At 68.6% G+C, this 16,449-nt stretch carries 8 protein-coding genes; 5 read left to right on the forward strand and 3 right to left on the reverse strand.

The features are described from left to right. Window positions 1-133 precede the first annotated feature (133 nt). Window positions 134-1,861, forward strand: a complete 1,728-nt coding sequence (locus PQB87_RS00665) for an AMP-binding protein (RefSeq protein WP_060062269.1) — start codon at window positions 134-136, stop codon at window positions 1,859-1,861. A 743-nt stretch (window positions 1,862-2,604) separates the two neighbouring features. Here the strand turns inward: PQB87_RS00665 and PQB87_RS00670 are convergent. Continuing rightward, window positions 2,605-3,405 carry a transporter substrate-binding domain-containing protein gene (locus PQB87_RS00670; RefSeq protein ID WP_027788707.1) on the reverse strand — a complete coding sequence of 267 codons (801 nt, stop codon included), beginning with the start codon at window positions 3,403-3,405 and terminating at the stop codon, window positions 2,605-2,607. A gap of 149 nt (window positions 3,406-3,554) precedes the next feature. On the opposite strand from PQB87_RS00670, the gene hemE reads away from it, so the two are divergent. The 4 genes from hemE (at window position 3,555) to PQB87_RS00690 (ending at window position 13,053) form a co-directional block, all read left to right on the forward strand. Beyond that, the gene (gene hemE / locus PQB87_RS00675) at window positions 3,555-4,649 is read left to right on the forward strand and encodes a uroporphyrinogen decarboxylase (RefSeq protein ID WP_279609151.1); all 1,095 of its coding nucleotides are present in this window, start codon (window positions 3,555-3,557) and stop codon (window positions 4,647-4,649) included. A 454-nt stretch (window positions 4,650-5,103) separates the two neighbouring features. Further along, a complete protein-coding gene (locus PQB87_RS00680) occupies window positions 5,104-7,365 on the forward strand; it encodes a primosomal protein N' (RefSeq protein ID WP_027788705.1) in 2,262 nt (753 codons plus the stop codon). A gap of 531 nt (window positions 7,366-7,896) precedes the next feature. Then, window positions 7,897-11,829 carry a trifunctional transcriptional regulator/proline dehydrogenase/L-glutamate gamma-semialdehyde dehydrogenase gene (putA, locus tag PQB87_RS00685; RefSeq protein ID WP_060062274.1) on the forward strand — a complete coding sequence of 1,311 codons (3,933 nt, stop codon included), beginning with the start codon at window positions 7,897-7,899 and terminating at the stop codon, window positions 11,827-11,829. An 84-nt stretch (window positions 11,830-11,913) separates the two neighbouring features. Next, the gene (locus PQB87_RS00690; RefSeq protein WP_059527972.1) at window positions 11,914-13,053 is read left to right on the forward strand and encodes a branched-chain amino acid ABC transporter substrate-binding protein; all 1,140 of its coding nucleotides are present in this window, start codon (window positions 11,914-11,916) and stop codon (window positions 13,051-13,053) included. A gap of 150 nt (window positions 13,054-13,203) precedes the next feature. Here the strand turns inward: PQB87_RS00690 and PQB87_RS00695 are convergent, their stop codons facing one another. Next, window positions 13,204-14,712: a class I adenylate-forming enzyme family protein gene (locus tag PQB87_RS00695; protein WP_111941775.1), complete on the reverse strand. Its 1,509-nt coding sequence runs from the start codon at window positions 14,710-14,712 to the stop codon at window positions 13,204-13,206. Between the two features lie 68 nt (window positions 14,713-14,780). Beyond that, the gene (locus tag PQB87_RS00700; RefSeq protein ID WP_111941773.1) at window positions 14,781-16,433 is read right to left on the reverse strand and encodes an acyl-CoA dehydrogenase family protein; all 1,653 of its coding nucleotides are present in this window, start codon (window positions 16,431-16,433) and stop codon (window positions 14,781-14,783) included. Window positions 16,434-16,449 lie beyond the last annotated feature (16 nt).

Below are 16,449 nucleotides of genomic sequence, written 5' to 3' on the forward strand. Positions count from 1 at the left end.
GCAATTCGATGTCAGAGTGTCGTCAGCCGCGCACGGCATCATCCGCAGAGAGGCTATCCGTCGCGACGTCGGCGGAGCAGACACGCGTGAGCCGCATGTCGGGCCGGTCAGACAAAAACGGACGGAGACATTCATGGCAGCAGACCTTGGCGTGGGGGCGCTGATCGCGCCCGAAAACGGATTGTCGTACGTGCGCGGCACGACCGACGTGCCGCTCTCCGAAGCGACGATCGGCCGGTTCCTGCTCGACACGGCCGGCCGCTTTCCCGATCGGCCGGCCGTCGTGTTCCGCGAGCAGCAGGTGCGCTGGACCTGGCGCGAGTTCGCGAACGAGGTCGACGTGCTGGCGGCCGGGCTGGCCTCGCTCGGCATCGTGAAGGGCGATCGCGTCGGCATCTGGTCGCCGAACCGCAGCGAATGGCTGCTCACGCAGTTCGCGACCGCGCGGATCGGCGCGGTGCTCGTCAACATCAATCCGGCCTACCGGCTCGCGGAGCTCGAATACGCGCTGAACAAGGTCGGCTGTAAAGCCGTGATCGCCGCGGAGCGCTTCAAGACGTCCGCGTACGTCGAGATGCTGCAGACCATCGCGCCGGAACTCGCGACCGCGACGCCGGGCGACCTGCATGCGGCGCGCGTGCCGAGCTTGCGCACGGTCGTGTCGATGGGCGACGTCGCGCCGGCCGGCATGTTCCGCTTCGCGGACGTGATGGCGCGCGGCCGCCAGGCCGTCGATCCCGCGCTGCTCGATGCGATCGGCGCGACGCTCGCGGCCCATGAGCCGATCAACATCCAGTTCACGAGCGGCACGACGGGCAGCCCGAAGGGCGCGACGCTCACGCATCGCAACGTCGTCAACAACGGGCGCTCGATCGCGACCGCGATGCGTTTCACCGAGCAGGACACGCTGTGCATCCCGGTGCCGCTGTATCACTGCTTCGGGATGGTGCTCGCGGTGCTCGCGTGCGTGTCGAAGGGGGCGGCGATGGTGTTCCCGGGCGAAGCATTCGACCCGGTCGCGACGCTCGCGGCGGTGGCCGACGAGCGTTGCACCGCGCTGCACGGCGTGCCGACGATGTTCATCGCGGAGCTCGATCATCCGGCGTTCGCGCAATTCGACCTGTCGACGCTGCGCACCGGGATCATGGCCGGCTCGCCGTGCCCGATCGAGACGATGAAGCGCGTCGTGTCGCAGATGCACCTGTCTGAAATCACGATCGCGTACGGGATGACGGAGACGAGCCCCGTGTCGTTCCAGAGCTCGACCGACGACCCGCTCGAAAAGCGCACGACGACGGTCGGCCGCATCCAGCCGCACCTGGAAGTGAAGATCGTCGATCCGGGCGGCGATATCGTGCCGGTCGGCGCGACGGGCGAGCTGTGCACGAAGGGCTATTCGGTGATGCTCGGCTACTGGGACGACGACACGAAGACGCGCGAGGTGCTCGTGGACGGCTGGATGCATACGGGCGACCTCGCGACGCTCGACGCGGACGGATACTGCAACATCGTCGGCCGGTTGAAGGACATGGTGATTCGCGGCGGCGAGAACGTCTATCCGCGCGAGATCGAGGAGTTCCTGTTTCGGCATCCGAAGATTCAGAGCGCGCAGGTATTCGGCGTACCCGATGCGAAGTACGGCGAGGAGCTGTGCGCGTGGATCGTGCTGCGCGCGGACGAGCAGATGACCGAAGACGACGTGCGTGCGTTCTGCAACGGGCAGATCGCGCACTACAAGATCCCGCGCTACATCCGCTTCGTCGACGAGCTGCCGATGACGGTGACGGGCAAGGTGCAGAAGTTCGTGATGCGCGACCGGATGATCGAGGAGTTGAAGCTCGACGTGCAGAAGACCGCTTAGCGCGGCATGAAGAAGGGGAAACGCGCTGGAAGAACGCGGCGGCCTGCGGGCCGTTGCGTTTTCGATGGACGAAAAAAAGCGGGCTTATTAGCCCGCTAAAAACCACACGCTACGGGGTTAGCGCGAGGAGACCAAAGATGAAACCGAGTCCGGCGGGGGGCCGGAAACGACTCCAACAGGGATGCCCCTCGGAAGGGCTTCGGTACGTGACCGACTGGCTCGCAGCGCTTCGCGTCCGCTCACACTTGGCACACGAGACCGCATCCGTGTTGAAACCGTTGAGGCCATTGTGGGCGAATTAATGACCCCTCGCGGTAACAAAGTGTTTCAGGTTGTAACGCCCGCCAGATAAGGCTTTCCGGGATTTTTTGCTGTTTTTGAGGGCCCGAAAAAGGTCATTTTTACCCATATTTTCCGCAGCGTTTTCAGCGCGTGCGCACGATGCGTTTTTCATGCGTATCAGGCTCGACGAATTGCCGATTTGCACGCGAGAAAATGCGCGGTTCGGCAGATGCCGCGCATGACGATTCATTCGTCAGAAAGATTTTGAAACGTGATTGGCCGGCGCGGAAGTCGACCGTTCGGCCAGTTCGCCGGCATCGGGCCGATTTTGCCGGCGCCGGCGAGCTGCGTCGAAGTGTAACGGCGGCGATTCGGCCGCCGCCGTGCAGCGATTTTCGCGGGCGGCGGCCGCGGGGTCGGTGCCCGCTAAAGTCGCTGCGGGACGCCGCGTGCGAGCCCGCTTACTTCAGCCATTTGTCCGAAATCGCCTGGTATTCGCCGGTCGACAGCGCGAGATGCAGCCACTGGTCGACGTACTGCTGGAACGCGACGTCGCCGCGCGGCACCATGTACGCCTTCTCGCCGAACTGGAACGGCTTGTCCGGATGCACCGAGCACAGGCCCGGATTCAGCTTTTGCTGCAGCAGCGTCTCGGACGCATCCGTCACCATCACGTCCGCCTTGCCCGCGAGGATTTGCTTGAAGATCGTTACGTTGTCCGGATAGACCGTGAGGTTCGCGTGCGTGAAATACTGCTTCGCGAAACGCTCGTTGGTGCCGCCCGGGTTCACGATCACGCGCGTTTCCGGCCGGTCGATCTGCGCGACGGTCTGGTATTTGTCGGCGTCCGCGCAGCGCACGATCGGCGTCTTGCCGTCCACGACGTACGGCTGCGTGAAGAACACGCGCTTCTGGCGCTCGAGCGTCGTCGAGACGCCGCCCACCGCGATGTCGCATTTCGCGACAAAGTCGCCGGTCAGGTTCGGCCAGCTCGTCTTCACGTAGTCGGTCTTCACGCCGAGCGACTTCGCGAGCGATTCGGCCATGTCGATGTCGATGCCCTCGAAGCGGCCGTCCGCACGGTAGTACGAATACGGCTTGTAGTCGCCCGTCGTGCAGACGCGCAGCGTGCCGCGCGCGAGCACGTCGTCGAGCCGCGAGCCGGCGCCCGGTGCGGCAGCGGCTGCGCCCGCCGCGGTCTGCGCGTGCGCGGCGGCGCAGCAAAACAACGCGGCGGCGGCGAGCGTGGCGAATGGTTTCATCGGTCTCCTCCTTCGTTTCGTTCGATATGAGCGTCCGATCATAACGGAGCCATCGCGCGCGTCATATGGCCGCCATCGTGTCGGCATGCGCAGCCTTGCGGCGGCTGTCCGGTAAAATGCCGCTTTGCCTTCGCACCGTCGCTCCTACCGTGGCCCATACCCTGCTCAACGACACCTTCCTGCGTGCGCTTCTGCGCGAGCCGACCGACTACACGCCGATCTGGCTGATGCGCCAGGCCGGCCGCTACCTGCCCGAATACAACGCGACGCGCGCACGCGCCGGCAGCTTCCTCGGTCTCGCGAAGAATCCCGACTACGCGACCGAAGTGACGCTGCAGCCGCTCGAGCGCTTTCCGCTCGACGCCGCGATCCTGTTCTCGGACATCCTGACGATTCCGGACGCGATGGGCCTCGGCCTCGACTTCCAGGTCGGCGAAGGGCCGAAGTTCGCGCATCCGGTGCGTACCGAGGCCGACGTCGCCAGGCTCGCGGTGCCGGACATCGAAGAGACGCTCGGCTACGTGACGGGCGCGGTGCGCGAGATCCGCCGCGCGCTCACCGACGGCCAGGGCCGCCAGCGCGTGCCGCTGATCGGCTTTTCGGGCAGCCCGTGGACGCTCGCGTGCTACATGGTCGAAGGCGGCGGGTCGGACGATTTCCGCACGGTGAAGTCGATGGCGTATTCGCGCCCCGACCTGATGCACCGGATTCTCGACGTGAACGCGCAGGCCGTGGCGGCCTACCTGAACGCGCAGATCGAAGCGGGCGCGCAGGCCGTGATGATCTTCGATACGTGGGGCGGCGCGCTGGCGGACGGCGCGTACCAGCGCTTCTCGCTGGACTACATCCGTCGCGTGGTGGCGCAGCTCAAGCGCGAGCATGACGGCGAGCGCGTGCCGGTCATCACGTTCACGAAGGGCGGCGGGCTGTGGCTCGAGGAGATCGCGGCGACCGGCGTCGACGCGGTCGGGCTCGACTGGACGGTCAACCTCGGCGCCGCGCGCGAGCGCGTCGCGGGGCGTGTCGCGCTGCAGGGCAACCTCGACCCGACGATCCTGTTTGCGCCGCCCGCCGCGGTGCGCGAGCAGGCGCGCGCGGTGCTCGACAGCTACGGCAACCATCCGGGCCATGTATTCAACCTCGGGCACGGTATTTCGCAATTCACGTCGCCCGATCACGTCGCCGAACTCGTCGACGAGGTGCATACCCACAGCCGCGCGATCCGTAGCGGAGCCGCCGGCTGAACGCAAGCGCTGTCATGCTGCACTGCGGGGTGACAGCGTTTCGTTATCGGCGCTAAACAGGGCGCAACCCCGCACCGGTTGCCGATTCAGTGCTTGTCAAGACTTGACTTATACACATTTTCCTCGTTGCAGCGCGGTAGAGCCCTGTGTCGGTCAAATTGCCTCGCTATGGTTCGGTAATTTGAATAGCAGCCTTATGGAATAAGGCTCCGCGGGGAACCGCCACAAGCGGCGAAAATCAGCGGAAAGCGCGGCCCCGCGTGCGTTGCGGCCCGTGAGCGGCGAGTTCTCAACAAAGTTATCCACAGGCTGGGCAGGGTATACGGCGATTCCTAATGCGAATCCAAAACTTAGCGCCGAATCTGACGTTTTACTTTAAGTCCGCCGCCACGATGCGGGCGCGGATGCCGGCCGCCCATCTCGATGCGGTGCATGCCGCCGCCGGAGCGCCGCGATGAGCGGCACCTACCTGCGCGTCGCGCTCGACCATCCGCTCGCCACCCTGTTCGACTATCGCTGCGACGCGCAACCGGCGCCTGTGCCGGGCACGCTCGTGCAGGTGCCGTTCGGCAAGCGGCAGGCGGTCGGGCTCGTCTGCGAAGTGACGACTCACACCGACGTGCCGCCGTCCCGGCTGCGCGCGGTCGACGCGATCTGCACCGACCTGCCGCCGTTGTCGCCGGACTGGCTCGCGCTCGTGTCGTTCGCCGCCGATTACTACCAGCGCGGGCGCGGCGAGGTCGCGCTGCCGGCGCTGCCGCAGGCGCTGCGCGATGCGGGGCGCTGGGGGCGGCTGCTCGCGCCCGAGGTGCGCTACCGGCCGACGGAGGCCGGCCGCGCGGCGCTGCCCGATGCGTTGCCCGCACGCGGGGCCGCGCTGCGGCGCCTCGCGCAGGCGCTGGTCGACACCGGCTCGCTCGCGCTGCCCGATGCACGCGCGCTGCACCCGAAGGCGGCCGCGACGCTCGACGACTGGGCGGCGCGCGGCTGGGTCGACGTCGAGGAGATCGGCTGGGCCGATGCGCCTGTGCCCAAAGCTGTGGATAACCTGTTGGCAGCCGGTGGACGAACTGTGCCGCCGGCGCTCACGGACCAGCAGGCCGAGGCGCTCGACGCGATCCGCGCCGCGCAGGGCTTTGCGCCGTTCCTGCTGCACGGCGTGACGGGCAGCGGCAAGACCGAGGTCTATCTGCACGCGCTCGCGTCGCTGCTCGACGCCCGGCCGGACGCGCAGGCGCTCGTGCTCGTCCCCGAAATCAACCTGACGCCGCAGTTCGAGGCCGCGTTCCGCGCGCGCTTCGCGGGTGCGCTCGCCGACGACGCGATCGTCACGCTGCACAGCGGGCTCGCCGAGGGCGAGCGGGCGCGCAACTGGCTCGCCGCACATACGGGGCGAGCGCGGATCGTGCTCGGCACACGCCTCGCGGTGCTCGCGTCGATGCCGGCGCTCGCGCTGATCGTCGTCGACGAGGAGCACGAGCCCGCGTACAAGCAGCAGGAAGGGCTGCGCTATTCGGCACGCGATCTCGCCGTGTGGCGCGCGAAGCAGCTCGGCATCACGGTCGTGCTCGGCTCCGCCACGCCGTCGCTCGAAAGCTGGTGGCAGGCGGAGCAGGGCCGCTACACGCGCCTCACGCTGTCGCGCCGCGCGGTGGCCGACGCGACGCTGCCGACCGTGCGGCTGATCGACCTCGAAGAGGAGCGGCGGCGCGGCCGCGCGTCGATGGGCGGGCTGTCGGGGCCGCTCGTCGCGGCGCTGAAGGCGCGGCTCGAACGCGGCGAGCAGAGTCTCGTGTTCCTGAACCGGCGCGGTTACGCGCCGCAGCTCGCGTGCGACGCATGCGGCTGGGTCGCGGGCTGCCCGCGCTGCAGCGCGTACGTCGTGCTGCACAAGCCCGAGCATGCGCTGCGCTGCCATCACTGCGGCTGGGAAGCCCGCATTCCGCGATCGTGCCCCGAGTGCGGGAACGTCGACATCGCGCCGCTCGGGCGCGGCACGCAACGCATCGAGGAGGCGCTCGCCGAGGCCGTGCCGGGCGCGCGCGTGCTGCGGATCGACGCGGACAGCACGCGCCGCAAGGGCAGTGCGCAGGCGCTTTTCTCCGATGTGCATGCGGGCGAGGTCGATATCCTCGTCGGCACGCAGATGATCGCGAAGGGGCACGACTTCCAGCGCGTGTCGCTCGTTGGTGTGCTCAATGCCGACACGGCGCTGTTCTCGCATGACTTCCGCGCGAGCGAACGGCTGTTCGCGCAGCTGATGCAGGTGAGCGGCCGCGCGGGGCGCGCCGGGCTGCCGGGCGAGGTGCTCGTGCAGACGCGCTACCCGCGTCACGCGCTGTATCACGCGCTCGGGCGGCAGGACTACGTCGGTTTCGCGAATTCGACGCTCGGCGAGCGCCGCGACGCGCACCTGCCGCCGTTCGTCTACCAGGCGCTGCTGCGCGCCGAGGGGCGCACGCTCGACGCGGCGCTCGCGTTCCTGCTGCAAGCCGCGGCCGCGTTGCCGGGGCTGCCGGGCGCCGATCGCGTGACCGTGTACGACGCGGTGCCGATGACGATCGTCAAGGTCGCGAACGTCCACCGCGCGCAATTGCTGCTCGAAAGCGCGTCGCGGGCGGCGCTGCAGCATGCGCTGCGCGCATGGCAGCCGGAGCTGCGCGCGCTGAAGGGCGTGCTGCGGTGGAGCGTCGAGGTCGATCCGCTGGATATCTGAGCGGCGCGCCATGCGGCCTTCGTGCGGCGTGCCGAGTGCCGAGTGCCGAGTGCCGAGTGCCGAGTGCCGAGTGCCGAGTGCCGAGTGCCGAGTGCCGAGTGCCGAGTGCCGAGTGCCGAGTGCCGAGTGCCGAGCACCGAGCACCGAGCACCGAGCACCGAGCACCGAGCACCGCACGCCACGTGCCGCTGCGTCGACGCCCGTGCCGTCGGGCAGCCCCGAACCGCCTCTTGCCGCACGGCTACCCCCGGGCGCCCCATCCACCGCCACCCCAGTGCAACCCGTTTTCGTCAGCCGCCACGCGCGGGGAAGGTTGCGCGCGCATGCCAAATCGGCCTGCTCAGGGAAAACACCGATCCCCCGACCACGGGCAACTCCTAGGTTGCAACCTCATAAGCGGCTGATTATATTGACTAACCCAAGGGTGCAACCCATCTCGCAATTTGGTTGCACCTTTTTATTGCGTGCCGTAGGATTTCGCGCATCCTCTCACACCACATTGCCGGGCTCGCACCGGCGCACGAACCCACCATGGCAAGCACGACTCTCGGCGTCAAGGTCGACGACCTTCTCCGCTCGCGCCTCAAGGACGCAGCCGCGCGTCTCGAGCGCACTCCCCACTGGCTGATCAAGCAGGCGATCTTCGCGTATCTCGAGCGGATCGAGCACGGCCAGTTGCCGCCCGAGCTGTCGGGCCACAGCGGCGTCACGGAGCTCGCCGACGGCCAGGCCGCGGACGGCGACGACGACAACTCGCCGCACCCGTTCCTCGAATTCGCGCAGAACGTGCAGCCGCAATCGGTGCTGCGCGCGGCGATCACGGCCGCGTATCGCCGCCCCGAGCCGGAATGCGTGCCGTTCCTGCTCGGCCAGGCGCGCCTGCCCGCGAACCTGCAGGCGGACGTGCAGGCGCTCGCGACGAAGCTCGTCGAGGCGCTGCGCGAGAAGAGTTCGGGCGGCGGCGTCGAAGGGCTGATCCACGAATTCTCGCTGTCGAGCCAGGAAGGCGTCGCGCTGATGTGCCTCGCCGAGGCGCTGCTGCGCATTCCCGATCGCGCGACGCGCGATGCGCTGATCCGCGACAAGATCAGCAAGGGCGACTGGCGCTCGCACGTCGGCCACGCGCCGTCGCTGTTCGTGAACGCGGCGACCTGGGGGCTGATGATCACCGGCAAGCTCGTGACGACCAACAGCGAAGCGGGGCTGTCGTCGGCGCTCACGCGCCTGATCGGCCGCGGCGGCGAGCCGCTGATCCGCAAGGGCGTCGACATGGCGATGCGCCTGATGGGCGAGCAGTTCGTCACCGGCGAGACGATTTCCGAAGCGCTCGCGAACAGCCGCAAGTACGAAGCGCGCGGCTTCCGCTACTCGTACGACATGCTCGGCGAAGCGGCGACGACCGAAGAGGACGCGCAGCGCTACTACGCGTCCTACGAACAGGCGATCCACGCGATCGGCAAGGCGGCCGGCGGCCGCGGCATCTACGAAGGCCCGGGCATCTCGATCAAGCTGTCGGCGCTGCACGCACGCTACTCGCGTTCGCAGCAGGACCGCACGATGAGCGAGCTGCTGCCGCGCGTGCGCGCGCTCGCGCTGCTCGCCCGCCGCTACGACATCGGCCTGAACATCGACGCGGAAGAAGCCGACCGCCTCGAACTGTCGCTCGACCTGCTCGAGGCGCTGTGCTTCGATCCGGATCTCGCAGGCTGGAACGGCATCGGCTTCGTGGTGCAGGGCTACCAGAAGCGCTGCCCGTTCGTGATCGACTACCTGATCGATCTCGCGCGCCGCAGCCGTCACCGCCTGATGATCCGTCTGGTCAAGGGCGCGTACTGGGATACCGAGATCAAGCGTGCGCAGGTCGACGGCCTCGAAGGTTATCCGGTCTATACGCGCAAGATCTACACGGACGTGTCGTACCTCGCGTGCGCGAAGAAGCTGCTCGCCGCACCCGACGCCGTCTACCCGCAGTTCGCGACGCACAACGCGTACACGCTCGCCGCGATCTACCAGCTCGCGGGCCAGAACTACTACCCGGGCCAGTACGAATTCCAGTGCCTGCACGGGATGGGCGAGCCGCTGTACGAGGAAGTCACCGGCCGCGACAAGCTGAACCGGCCGTGCCGCGTGTACGCGCCGGTCGGCACGCACGAGACGCTGCTCGCCTACCTGGTGCGCCGCCTCCTCGAGAACGGCGCGAACACGTCGTTCGTGAACCGCATCGCGGACAAGACCGTGTCGGTGAAGGAACTGGTCGCCGATCCGGTCGACGAAGCGGCGAAGGTCGTGCCGCTCGGCGCGCCGCACGCGAAGATCCCGCTGCCGCGCAACCTGTACGGTGACGAACGTCCCAACTCGATGGGCCTCGACCTGTCGAACGAACACCGCCTCGCGTCGCTGTCGTCCGCGCTGCTCGCGAGCGCGCACTTCCCGTGGCGCGCGGCGCCGATGCTCGCCGACGACACGCTCGCCGACGCGCCGGCCCGCGACGTGCGCAACCCGGCCGACCAGCGCGACACGGTCGGCACCGTCAGCGAAGCGACGGCCGAACACGTGAGCGCGGCACTCGCGCATGCGGTGGCCGCCGCGCCGATCTGGCAGGCGACGCCGGTCGACGCACGCGCCGATTGCCTGGTGCGCGCGGCCGACCTGCTCGAAGCGCAGATGCACACGCTGATGGGCCTGATCGTGCGCGAAGCCGGCAAGTCGCTGCCGAACGCGATCGCCGAGATCCGCGAAGCGGTCGACTTCCTGCGCTACTACGCCGCGCAGATCCGCGACGAATTCTCGAACGACACGCACCGCCCGCTCGGTCCCGTGGTCTGCATCAGCCCGTGGAACTTCCCGCTCGCGATCTTCATGGGCCAGGTGGCCGCCGCGCTCGCGGCCGGCAACACGGTGCTCGCGAAGCCGGCCGAACAGACGCCGCTGATCGCCGCCCAGGCCGTGCGCCTGCTGCGCGAGGCCGGCGTGCCGGCCGGCGCGGTGCAGCTGCTGCCGGGCGACGGCGAGACCGTCGGTGCGGCGCTGGTCGCCGATCCGCGCACGCGTGCGGTGATGTTCACCGGTTCGACCGAAGTCGCGCGCCTGATCAACAAGACGCTGTCGGCGCGCCTCGACCCGGACGGCAAGCCGATCCCGCTGATCGCGGAAACGGGCGGCCAGAACGCGATGATCGTCGACTCGTCGGCGCTCGCGGAGCAGGTTGTCGCGGACGTGATGCAGTCGTCGTTCGACTCGGCCGGTCAACGGTGTTCGGCGCTGCGCGTTCTGTGTCTGCAGGACGATGTCGCGGACCGCACGCTGACGATGCTGAAGGGCGCGATGCACGAGCTGGCGCTCGGCAACCCCGACCGGCTGTCGACGGACGTCGGCCCGGTGATCGACGGTGAAGCGAAGCAGACGATCGACACGCACGTCGCGGCGATGAAGGAGAAGGGCCACGCGGTCACGCAGCTGCCGGCGCCGGAAGCCTGCGCGCACGGCACGTTCGTGCCGCCGACGCTGATCGAGATCGGCAGCATCGACGAGCTGAAGCGCGAAGTGTTCGGCCCCGTGCTGCACGTGGTGCGCTACCGCCGCAGCCAGCTCGACAAGCTGCTGGAGCAGATCCGCGCGACCGGCTACGGCCTGACGCTCGGCATCCACACGCGGATCGACGAGACGATCGCGCACGTGATCTCGAATGCGCACGTCGGCAACATCTACGTGAACCGCAACGTGATCGGCGCAGTGGTCGGCGTGCAGCCGTTCGGCGGCGAAGGGCTGTCGGGCACGGGCCCGAAGGCCGGCGGCGCGCTGTACCTGCAGCGCCTGCTCGCGACGCGTCCGTCGGGCCTGCCGCGTTCGCTCGCGCAGACGCTGATCGCGGACGGCGCGGTCGAAGGCGATGCGCGCGGCAACCCGGCGGCAGCGCTCACGACGCTGCGCGACTGGCTGATCGAGCAGCGCGAGCCGGCACTGGCCGCGCGTTGCGACGGCTACCTGGCGCAGGTGCCGGCCGGTGCGACCGCCGTGCTGACCGGCCCGACGGGCGAGCGAAACACGTATACACTCGGCCCGCGCGGCACGGTGCTGTGTGTCGCGGCGACGCCGGGCGGCGCGCGTGCGCAGTTCGCGGCGGTGCTGGCGACCGGCAACCGCGCGCTGTTCGCGGGCGCGGCCGGCGAGGCGCTGGTCGCCGCGCTGCCGGCGTCGCTGAAGGCGCATGCGACCGTGCGCAAGCAGGCCGATACGCCGTTCGACGCGGTGCTGTTCGAAGGCGACAGCGACGAACTGCAGACGCTCGTGAAGGACGTCGCGCAGCGGCCGGGCCCGATCGTGTCGGTGCAGGGCGTGTCGGTGGGTGCGTTCGAGAACGGCGATGCGGAAGATTACGCGCTGGAACGGCTGCTGACGGAGCGCTCGGTGAGCGTGAACACGGCCGCGGCGGGCGGCAATGCGAATTTGATGACGATCGGCTGATCATCCTTGCCGTTCGGATCAAACAAAGGAAGCGGCTAGGCGATCCCGAAGCCGCTCCATTTACCCTGGTACCAAGGAGATGCTATGCAACACACGATGAAAAAGCTGGCAGGCGCGACGTTCGTCGCGGTCATGTCGCTGGCGGGGACGGCCCATGCGGATGACGTGAAGATCGGTTACGCAGGGCCGATGACGGGCGCGCAAGCGCACTACGGCAAGGATATGCAGAACGGGATCGTGCTCGCGATCGAGGATTTCAACGCGACGAGCCCGAAGATCGGCGGCAAGCCGGTGAAGTTCGCACTCGACACGCAAGACGACCAGGCCGACCCGCGCACCGGCACGACGGTCGCGCAGAAGCTCGTCGACGACGGCATCAAGGGCATGCTCGGCCACTTCAACTCGGGCACGACGATTCCGGCCTCGCGCATCTACGCGAACGCGGGCATTCCGCAGATCGCGATGGCGACCGCACCGGAATACACGCAGCAGGGTTACAAGACGACCTTCCGCATGATGACGTCCGACACGCAGCAGGGCTCGGTGGCCGGCACGTTCGCGTCGAAGGATCTCGGCATGAAGAAGATTGCGATCGTCGACGACCGCACGGCCTACGGCCAGGGTCTCGCCGACCAGTTCGAGAAGGCCGCGAAGGCCGGCGGCGCGACGATCGTCGACCGTGAATTCACGAACGACAAGGCCGTGGACTTCAAGGCGATCCTGACCAAGCTGAAGGCGGCGAAGCCGGATCTCGTCTACTACGGCGGCGCGGATTCGCAGGCTGCACCGATGGTCAAGCAGATGAAGACGCTCGGCATCACCGCCCCGCTGATGAGCGGCGAAATGGTGAAGACGCCGACGTTCCTGAAGATCGCGGGCAACGCGGCCGACGGCACGATCGCCTCGCTGGCAGGCCTGCCGCTCGAAGAGATGCCGGGCGGCAAGACGTACGCCGACAAGTACAAGAAGCGCTTCGGCGAAGACGTGCAGACCTACTCGCCGTATGCATACGACGGCGCGATGGCGCTGTTCAACGCGATGAAGAAGGCCGATTCGACCGATCCGGCGAAGTACCTGCCGGTGCTCGCGAAGACCGACATGGCCGGCGTGACGTCGACGCACGTCGCGTATGACGCGAAGGGCGACCTGAAGAACGGCGGCATCACGATGTACAAGGTCGAGAAGGGCGAGTGGAAGCCGCTGAAGAGCATCGGCGGCAAGTAAGCAGCCCGTGACGTGACGAACGGGCGGCGGCGCACGTCGCTGCCCCGCCGGTCATGCGAAAAAGCCACCTGGCCGTCGGGCCGGGTGGCTTTTTCTTTTTTTCCGCGGCCGGGCAAGCGGCTACAAGCGGATTCAAGCGGCCATATGCGCCTATTCGCGACGCACACGCAGCAGGAACTTCTGCAGCTTGCCCGTAGGCGTGCGCGGCAGCGCCTGCACGAACGTGAACTCACGCGGAATCTTGTACGCGGCAAGCCGCTCGCCGCAGAACGCGCGCAGCGCGTCCGCGTCGGGCACCGTGCCCGCGCGCGGCACGACGTGCGCGACGACCGTCTCGCCCCAGTCGGGGTGCGGGACACCGACGACGGCCGCCTCGGCGATGTCCGGATGCGCGCCGAGCACGTCCTCCACTTCCTTCGAATAGACGTTCTCGCCGCCCGTCACGATCATGTCCTTCAGCCGGTCGACGATGAACAGGTAGCCATCCTGATCGATTCGCGCGATGTCGCCGGTGCGATACCAGCCGTGCGGCGCGAACGCGGCGCGGGTCGCGGCCGCATCGTCGAGATAGCCGAGCATCATGCTGTCGGTCTTCAGCCAGATCTCGCCGGTCTCGCCCGGCTGCGCGTCGATGCCGTCCATCCGCACGACGCGCAGGTCGACGCCCGGGCCGCCGTGGCGGCCGATCGAACCGGCCTTCGCGATCTGCTCGTCCGGATACAGCGTCGTGCCGGCCGGGCCCGCTTCCGTCATGCCGTACACCTGGAAGAACGCGTCGCTGCGATACGCGCGCGCGAGCCGTTCGGCCTGCGCGGCGCCGATCGGGCCGCCGCCGTACAGCCATGCGCGCACGCTCGACAGGTCGAACGCCGCGAAACCCTCGATCGTGTCGAGCGGCAGCAGGTACGACACCGGCGCGCCGAAATACAGCGTCACGCGCTCGCGCTCGACGGTCTGCAGGAACCGCAGCGGATGGTATTCGCGCAGCAGCACGACGGTGCCGCCCGCATACAGCGTGCCGCCGAACCAGTTGTTGAGCGGCGACGAATGCCAGATCGGCATCGCCATCAGCGTGCGCTCGTTGCGGCCGATGCCGGTCGCGAGGGCCGCCTGCATCGAGGCGAGCGTCACGGTGCGGTGGCTGTGCACGCAGCCTTTCGGGTGGCCGGTCGTGCCGGACGTATAGAGGATCTGCGCGATGTCGCCGTCGGCCGGCTCGATGCCCGCGAGGCCGTCCATCGTTGCGCATAGCGTGTCGAAGCACGGCACGCCGTCGAGCTCGCCTTCAGTCACGAGCCGTCGCGCGGGATGCACGATGCGCTCGACCACCGGCGCGAGCGTCACGTCGAACAGCAGCGCCTTGCTGCGGCTGTGTTCGAGCACGTAGTCGACTTCCGGCGCCTGCAGCTTGTGGTTGATCGGCACGAACGTCGCGCCGAGCCGCCACGCGCCGAACATCAGGTCGACGAAGGCCGGCGTGTTGAAGCACATCGCGGCGACACGGTCGCCGGCCGCGACGCCGAGCGCGCTCAGCACGGCCGCCGCGCGGTGCGAGCGCTCGCGCGCGGCGGCATAGGTGATCGTCGCGGATTCGCTGACGAGGAACGGCTTGTCGGGCGTCGCACGGGCGGCGCGGTCGAGGGCGGCGACGAGGTTCATCGGGGCTCCGGGCGGGCGAACGAAGGCGAGCGGGGGCGAACGGGGGAACCGGGCCGGACGAACGGGCGTCAGGCCGGGTACGCGCGCTGCAGCAGCGCGGCGACGTCGATCGCGTGCGGGTCGAAGCCGCCCGCGACGCGGCCCCAGTCGGGCGCGGCAAGCCGTGTCGCGACGAACGCGTCGGCGACGGCCGCCGGCGCGTCGCGGCGCAGCAGGCACGCCTGCGCGACGAGCGCGAGGCGCTGCGCGAACACGCGGCCCGATGCCTCGAGCGTGTCGGCCGGTGCGTCGAGCATCGCGCGCAGCGCGTCGAGCGCCGCGCGGATGCGCGGTTCGCCCGCGCCGAGGTCGGCGAGTTCGGTGAACAGCGCGGCAGCCGCGTCGGGCTCGCGCGACACCGCGCGCAGCACGTCGAGGCACATCACGTTGCCCGAGCCTTCCCAGATCGAGTTGACGGGCGCCTCGCGGAACAGCCGCGCGATCGGGCCGTCGTCGACATAGCCGTTGCCGCCGAACACTTCCATCACCTCGCCGGTCAGCTCGACCGCGCGCTTGCACACCCAGAATTTCGCGGCAGGCGTGACGATGCGCTTCCAGGCGCGTTCGCGCGGCGAGTCGTCGCGCTCGAACGCGTCGGCCAGACGCATCGCCAGCACGAGCGCGGCTTCGCTTTCGAGCGCGAGATCGGCCAGCACGGTGCGCATCAGCGGCTGTTCGGCGAGCGCGCGCCCGAATGCATGGCGCTGGCGCGTGTACGCGATCGCCTGCACGACGCCCTGGCGCAGCATCGCCGCACTGCCGAGCACGCAGTTCAGCCGCGTGTAGGTGGCCATCTCGATGATGGTCGGAATGCCGCGGCCTTCGTCGCCGAGCATGATGCCCCACGCGTCGTTCAGCTCGATCTCGCTGCTCGAGTTGCTGCGGTTGCCGACCTTGTCCTTCAGCCGCTGGATCTCGACCGCGTTCTTCGTGCCGTCCGGCCGCCAGCGCGGCACGTAGAAGCACGACGGGCCGCCGCCTTCGGTCTGCGCGACGACGAGGTGCGCGTCGCACATCGGCGCGGAGAAAAACCACTTGTGGCCGCGCAGCCGGTATTCGCCGCCGCGTCCGCCCGCGCCGACGGCGGTCGCGAGCGTCGTGTTCGCGCGTACGTCGGAGCCACCCTGTTTCTCGGTCATGCCCATGCCGAACCAGATCGAGCGCTTGTCGGCGACCGGCACGTCGCGCGGATCGTAGTCGTCGCTGTAGAGCTTGTCGCGCAGCAGCGCCCACAGCGCGGGCTCCTTCTGCAGCACGGGGATCGCGGCCTGCGTCATCGTCGCCGGGCACAGCGTGCCGGCCTCGATCTGGCCATGCAGGTAGAAGCCGGCCGCGGTCGCGGCCCAGCGGCCGCGGCGCGACTCGCGGAACGCGAGCGACACGAAGCCTTCCTGGCGATACCGGCCGAGCAGCGCGTGCCACGCCGGGTGAAAGTCGACGCGGTCGATGCGCCGGCCGCGCCGGTCGAACGTGTTCAGTTCCGGCGTGTGACGGTTCGCTTCGTCGGCAAGCCGCGCGGTGTCGGCGCTGCCGAGCCACGCGCCGTATGCGTCGAGCTGCGGCACGGCCCAGTCGGCGCCCGCGCGGGTGAGCGCGTCGCGCAGCGCGATGTCCGTCGTGAAGAGGTTATAGTCGACCAGTTCGTCGAACTGGTTCGTGACGGCGTGAGTCGATTCGGTCATCGAAGTTGTCTCCGGT

Source organism: Burkholderia sp. KL41 (assembly GCF_057005415.2).

What these genes read in the sequence shown, in the direction of transcription:
- PQB87_RS00695 (WP_111941775.1), bottom strand. Translation starts at nt 14,712, where the DNA reads ATGAACCTCGTCGCCGCCCTCGACCGCGCCGCCCGTGCGACGCCCGAC.
- PQB87_RS00665 (WP_060062269.1), top strand. Translation starts at nt 134, where the DNA reads ATGGCAGCAGACCTTGGCGTGGGGGCGCTGATCGCGCCCGAAAACGGA.
- PQB87_RS00700 (WP_111941773.1), bottom strand. Translation starts at nt 16,433, where the DNA reads ATGACCGAATCGACTCACGCCGTCACGAACCAGTTCGACGAACTGGTC.
- PQB87_RS00680 (WP_027788705.1), top strand. Translation starts at nt 5,104, where the DNA reads ATGAGCGGCACCTACCTGCGCGTCGCGCTCGACCATCCGCTCGCCACC.
- PQB87_RS00670 (WP_027788707.1), bottom strand. Translation starts at nt 3,405, where the DNA reads ATGAAACCATTCGCCACGCTCGCCGCCGCCGCGTTGTTTTGCTGCGCC.
- PQB87_RS00690 (WP_059527972.1), top strand. Translation starts at nt 11,914, where the DNA reads ATGCAACACACGATGAAAAAGCTGGCAGGCGCGACGTTCGTCGCGGTC.
- putA (WP_060062274.1), top strand. Translation starts at nt 7,897, where the DNA reads ATGGCAAGCACGACTCTCGGCGTCAAGGTCGACGACCTTCTCCGCTCG.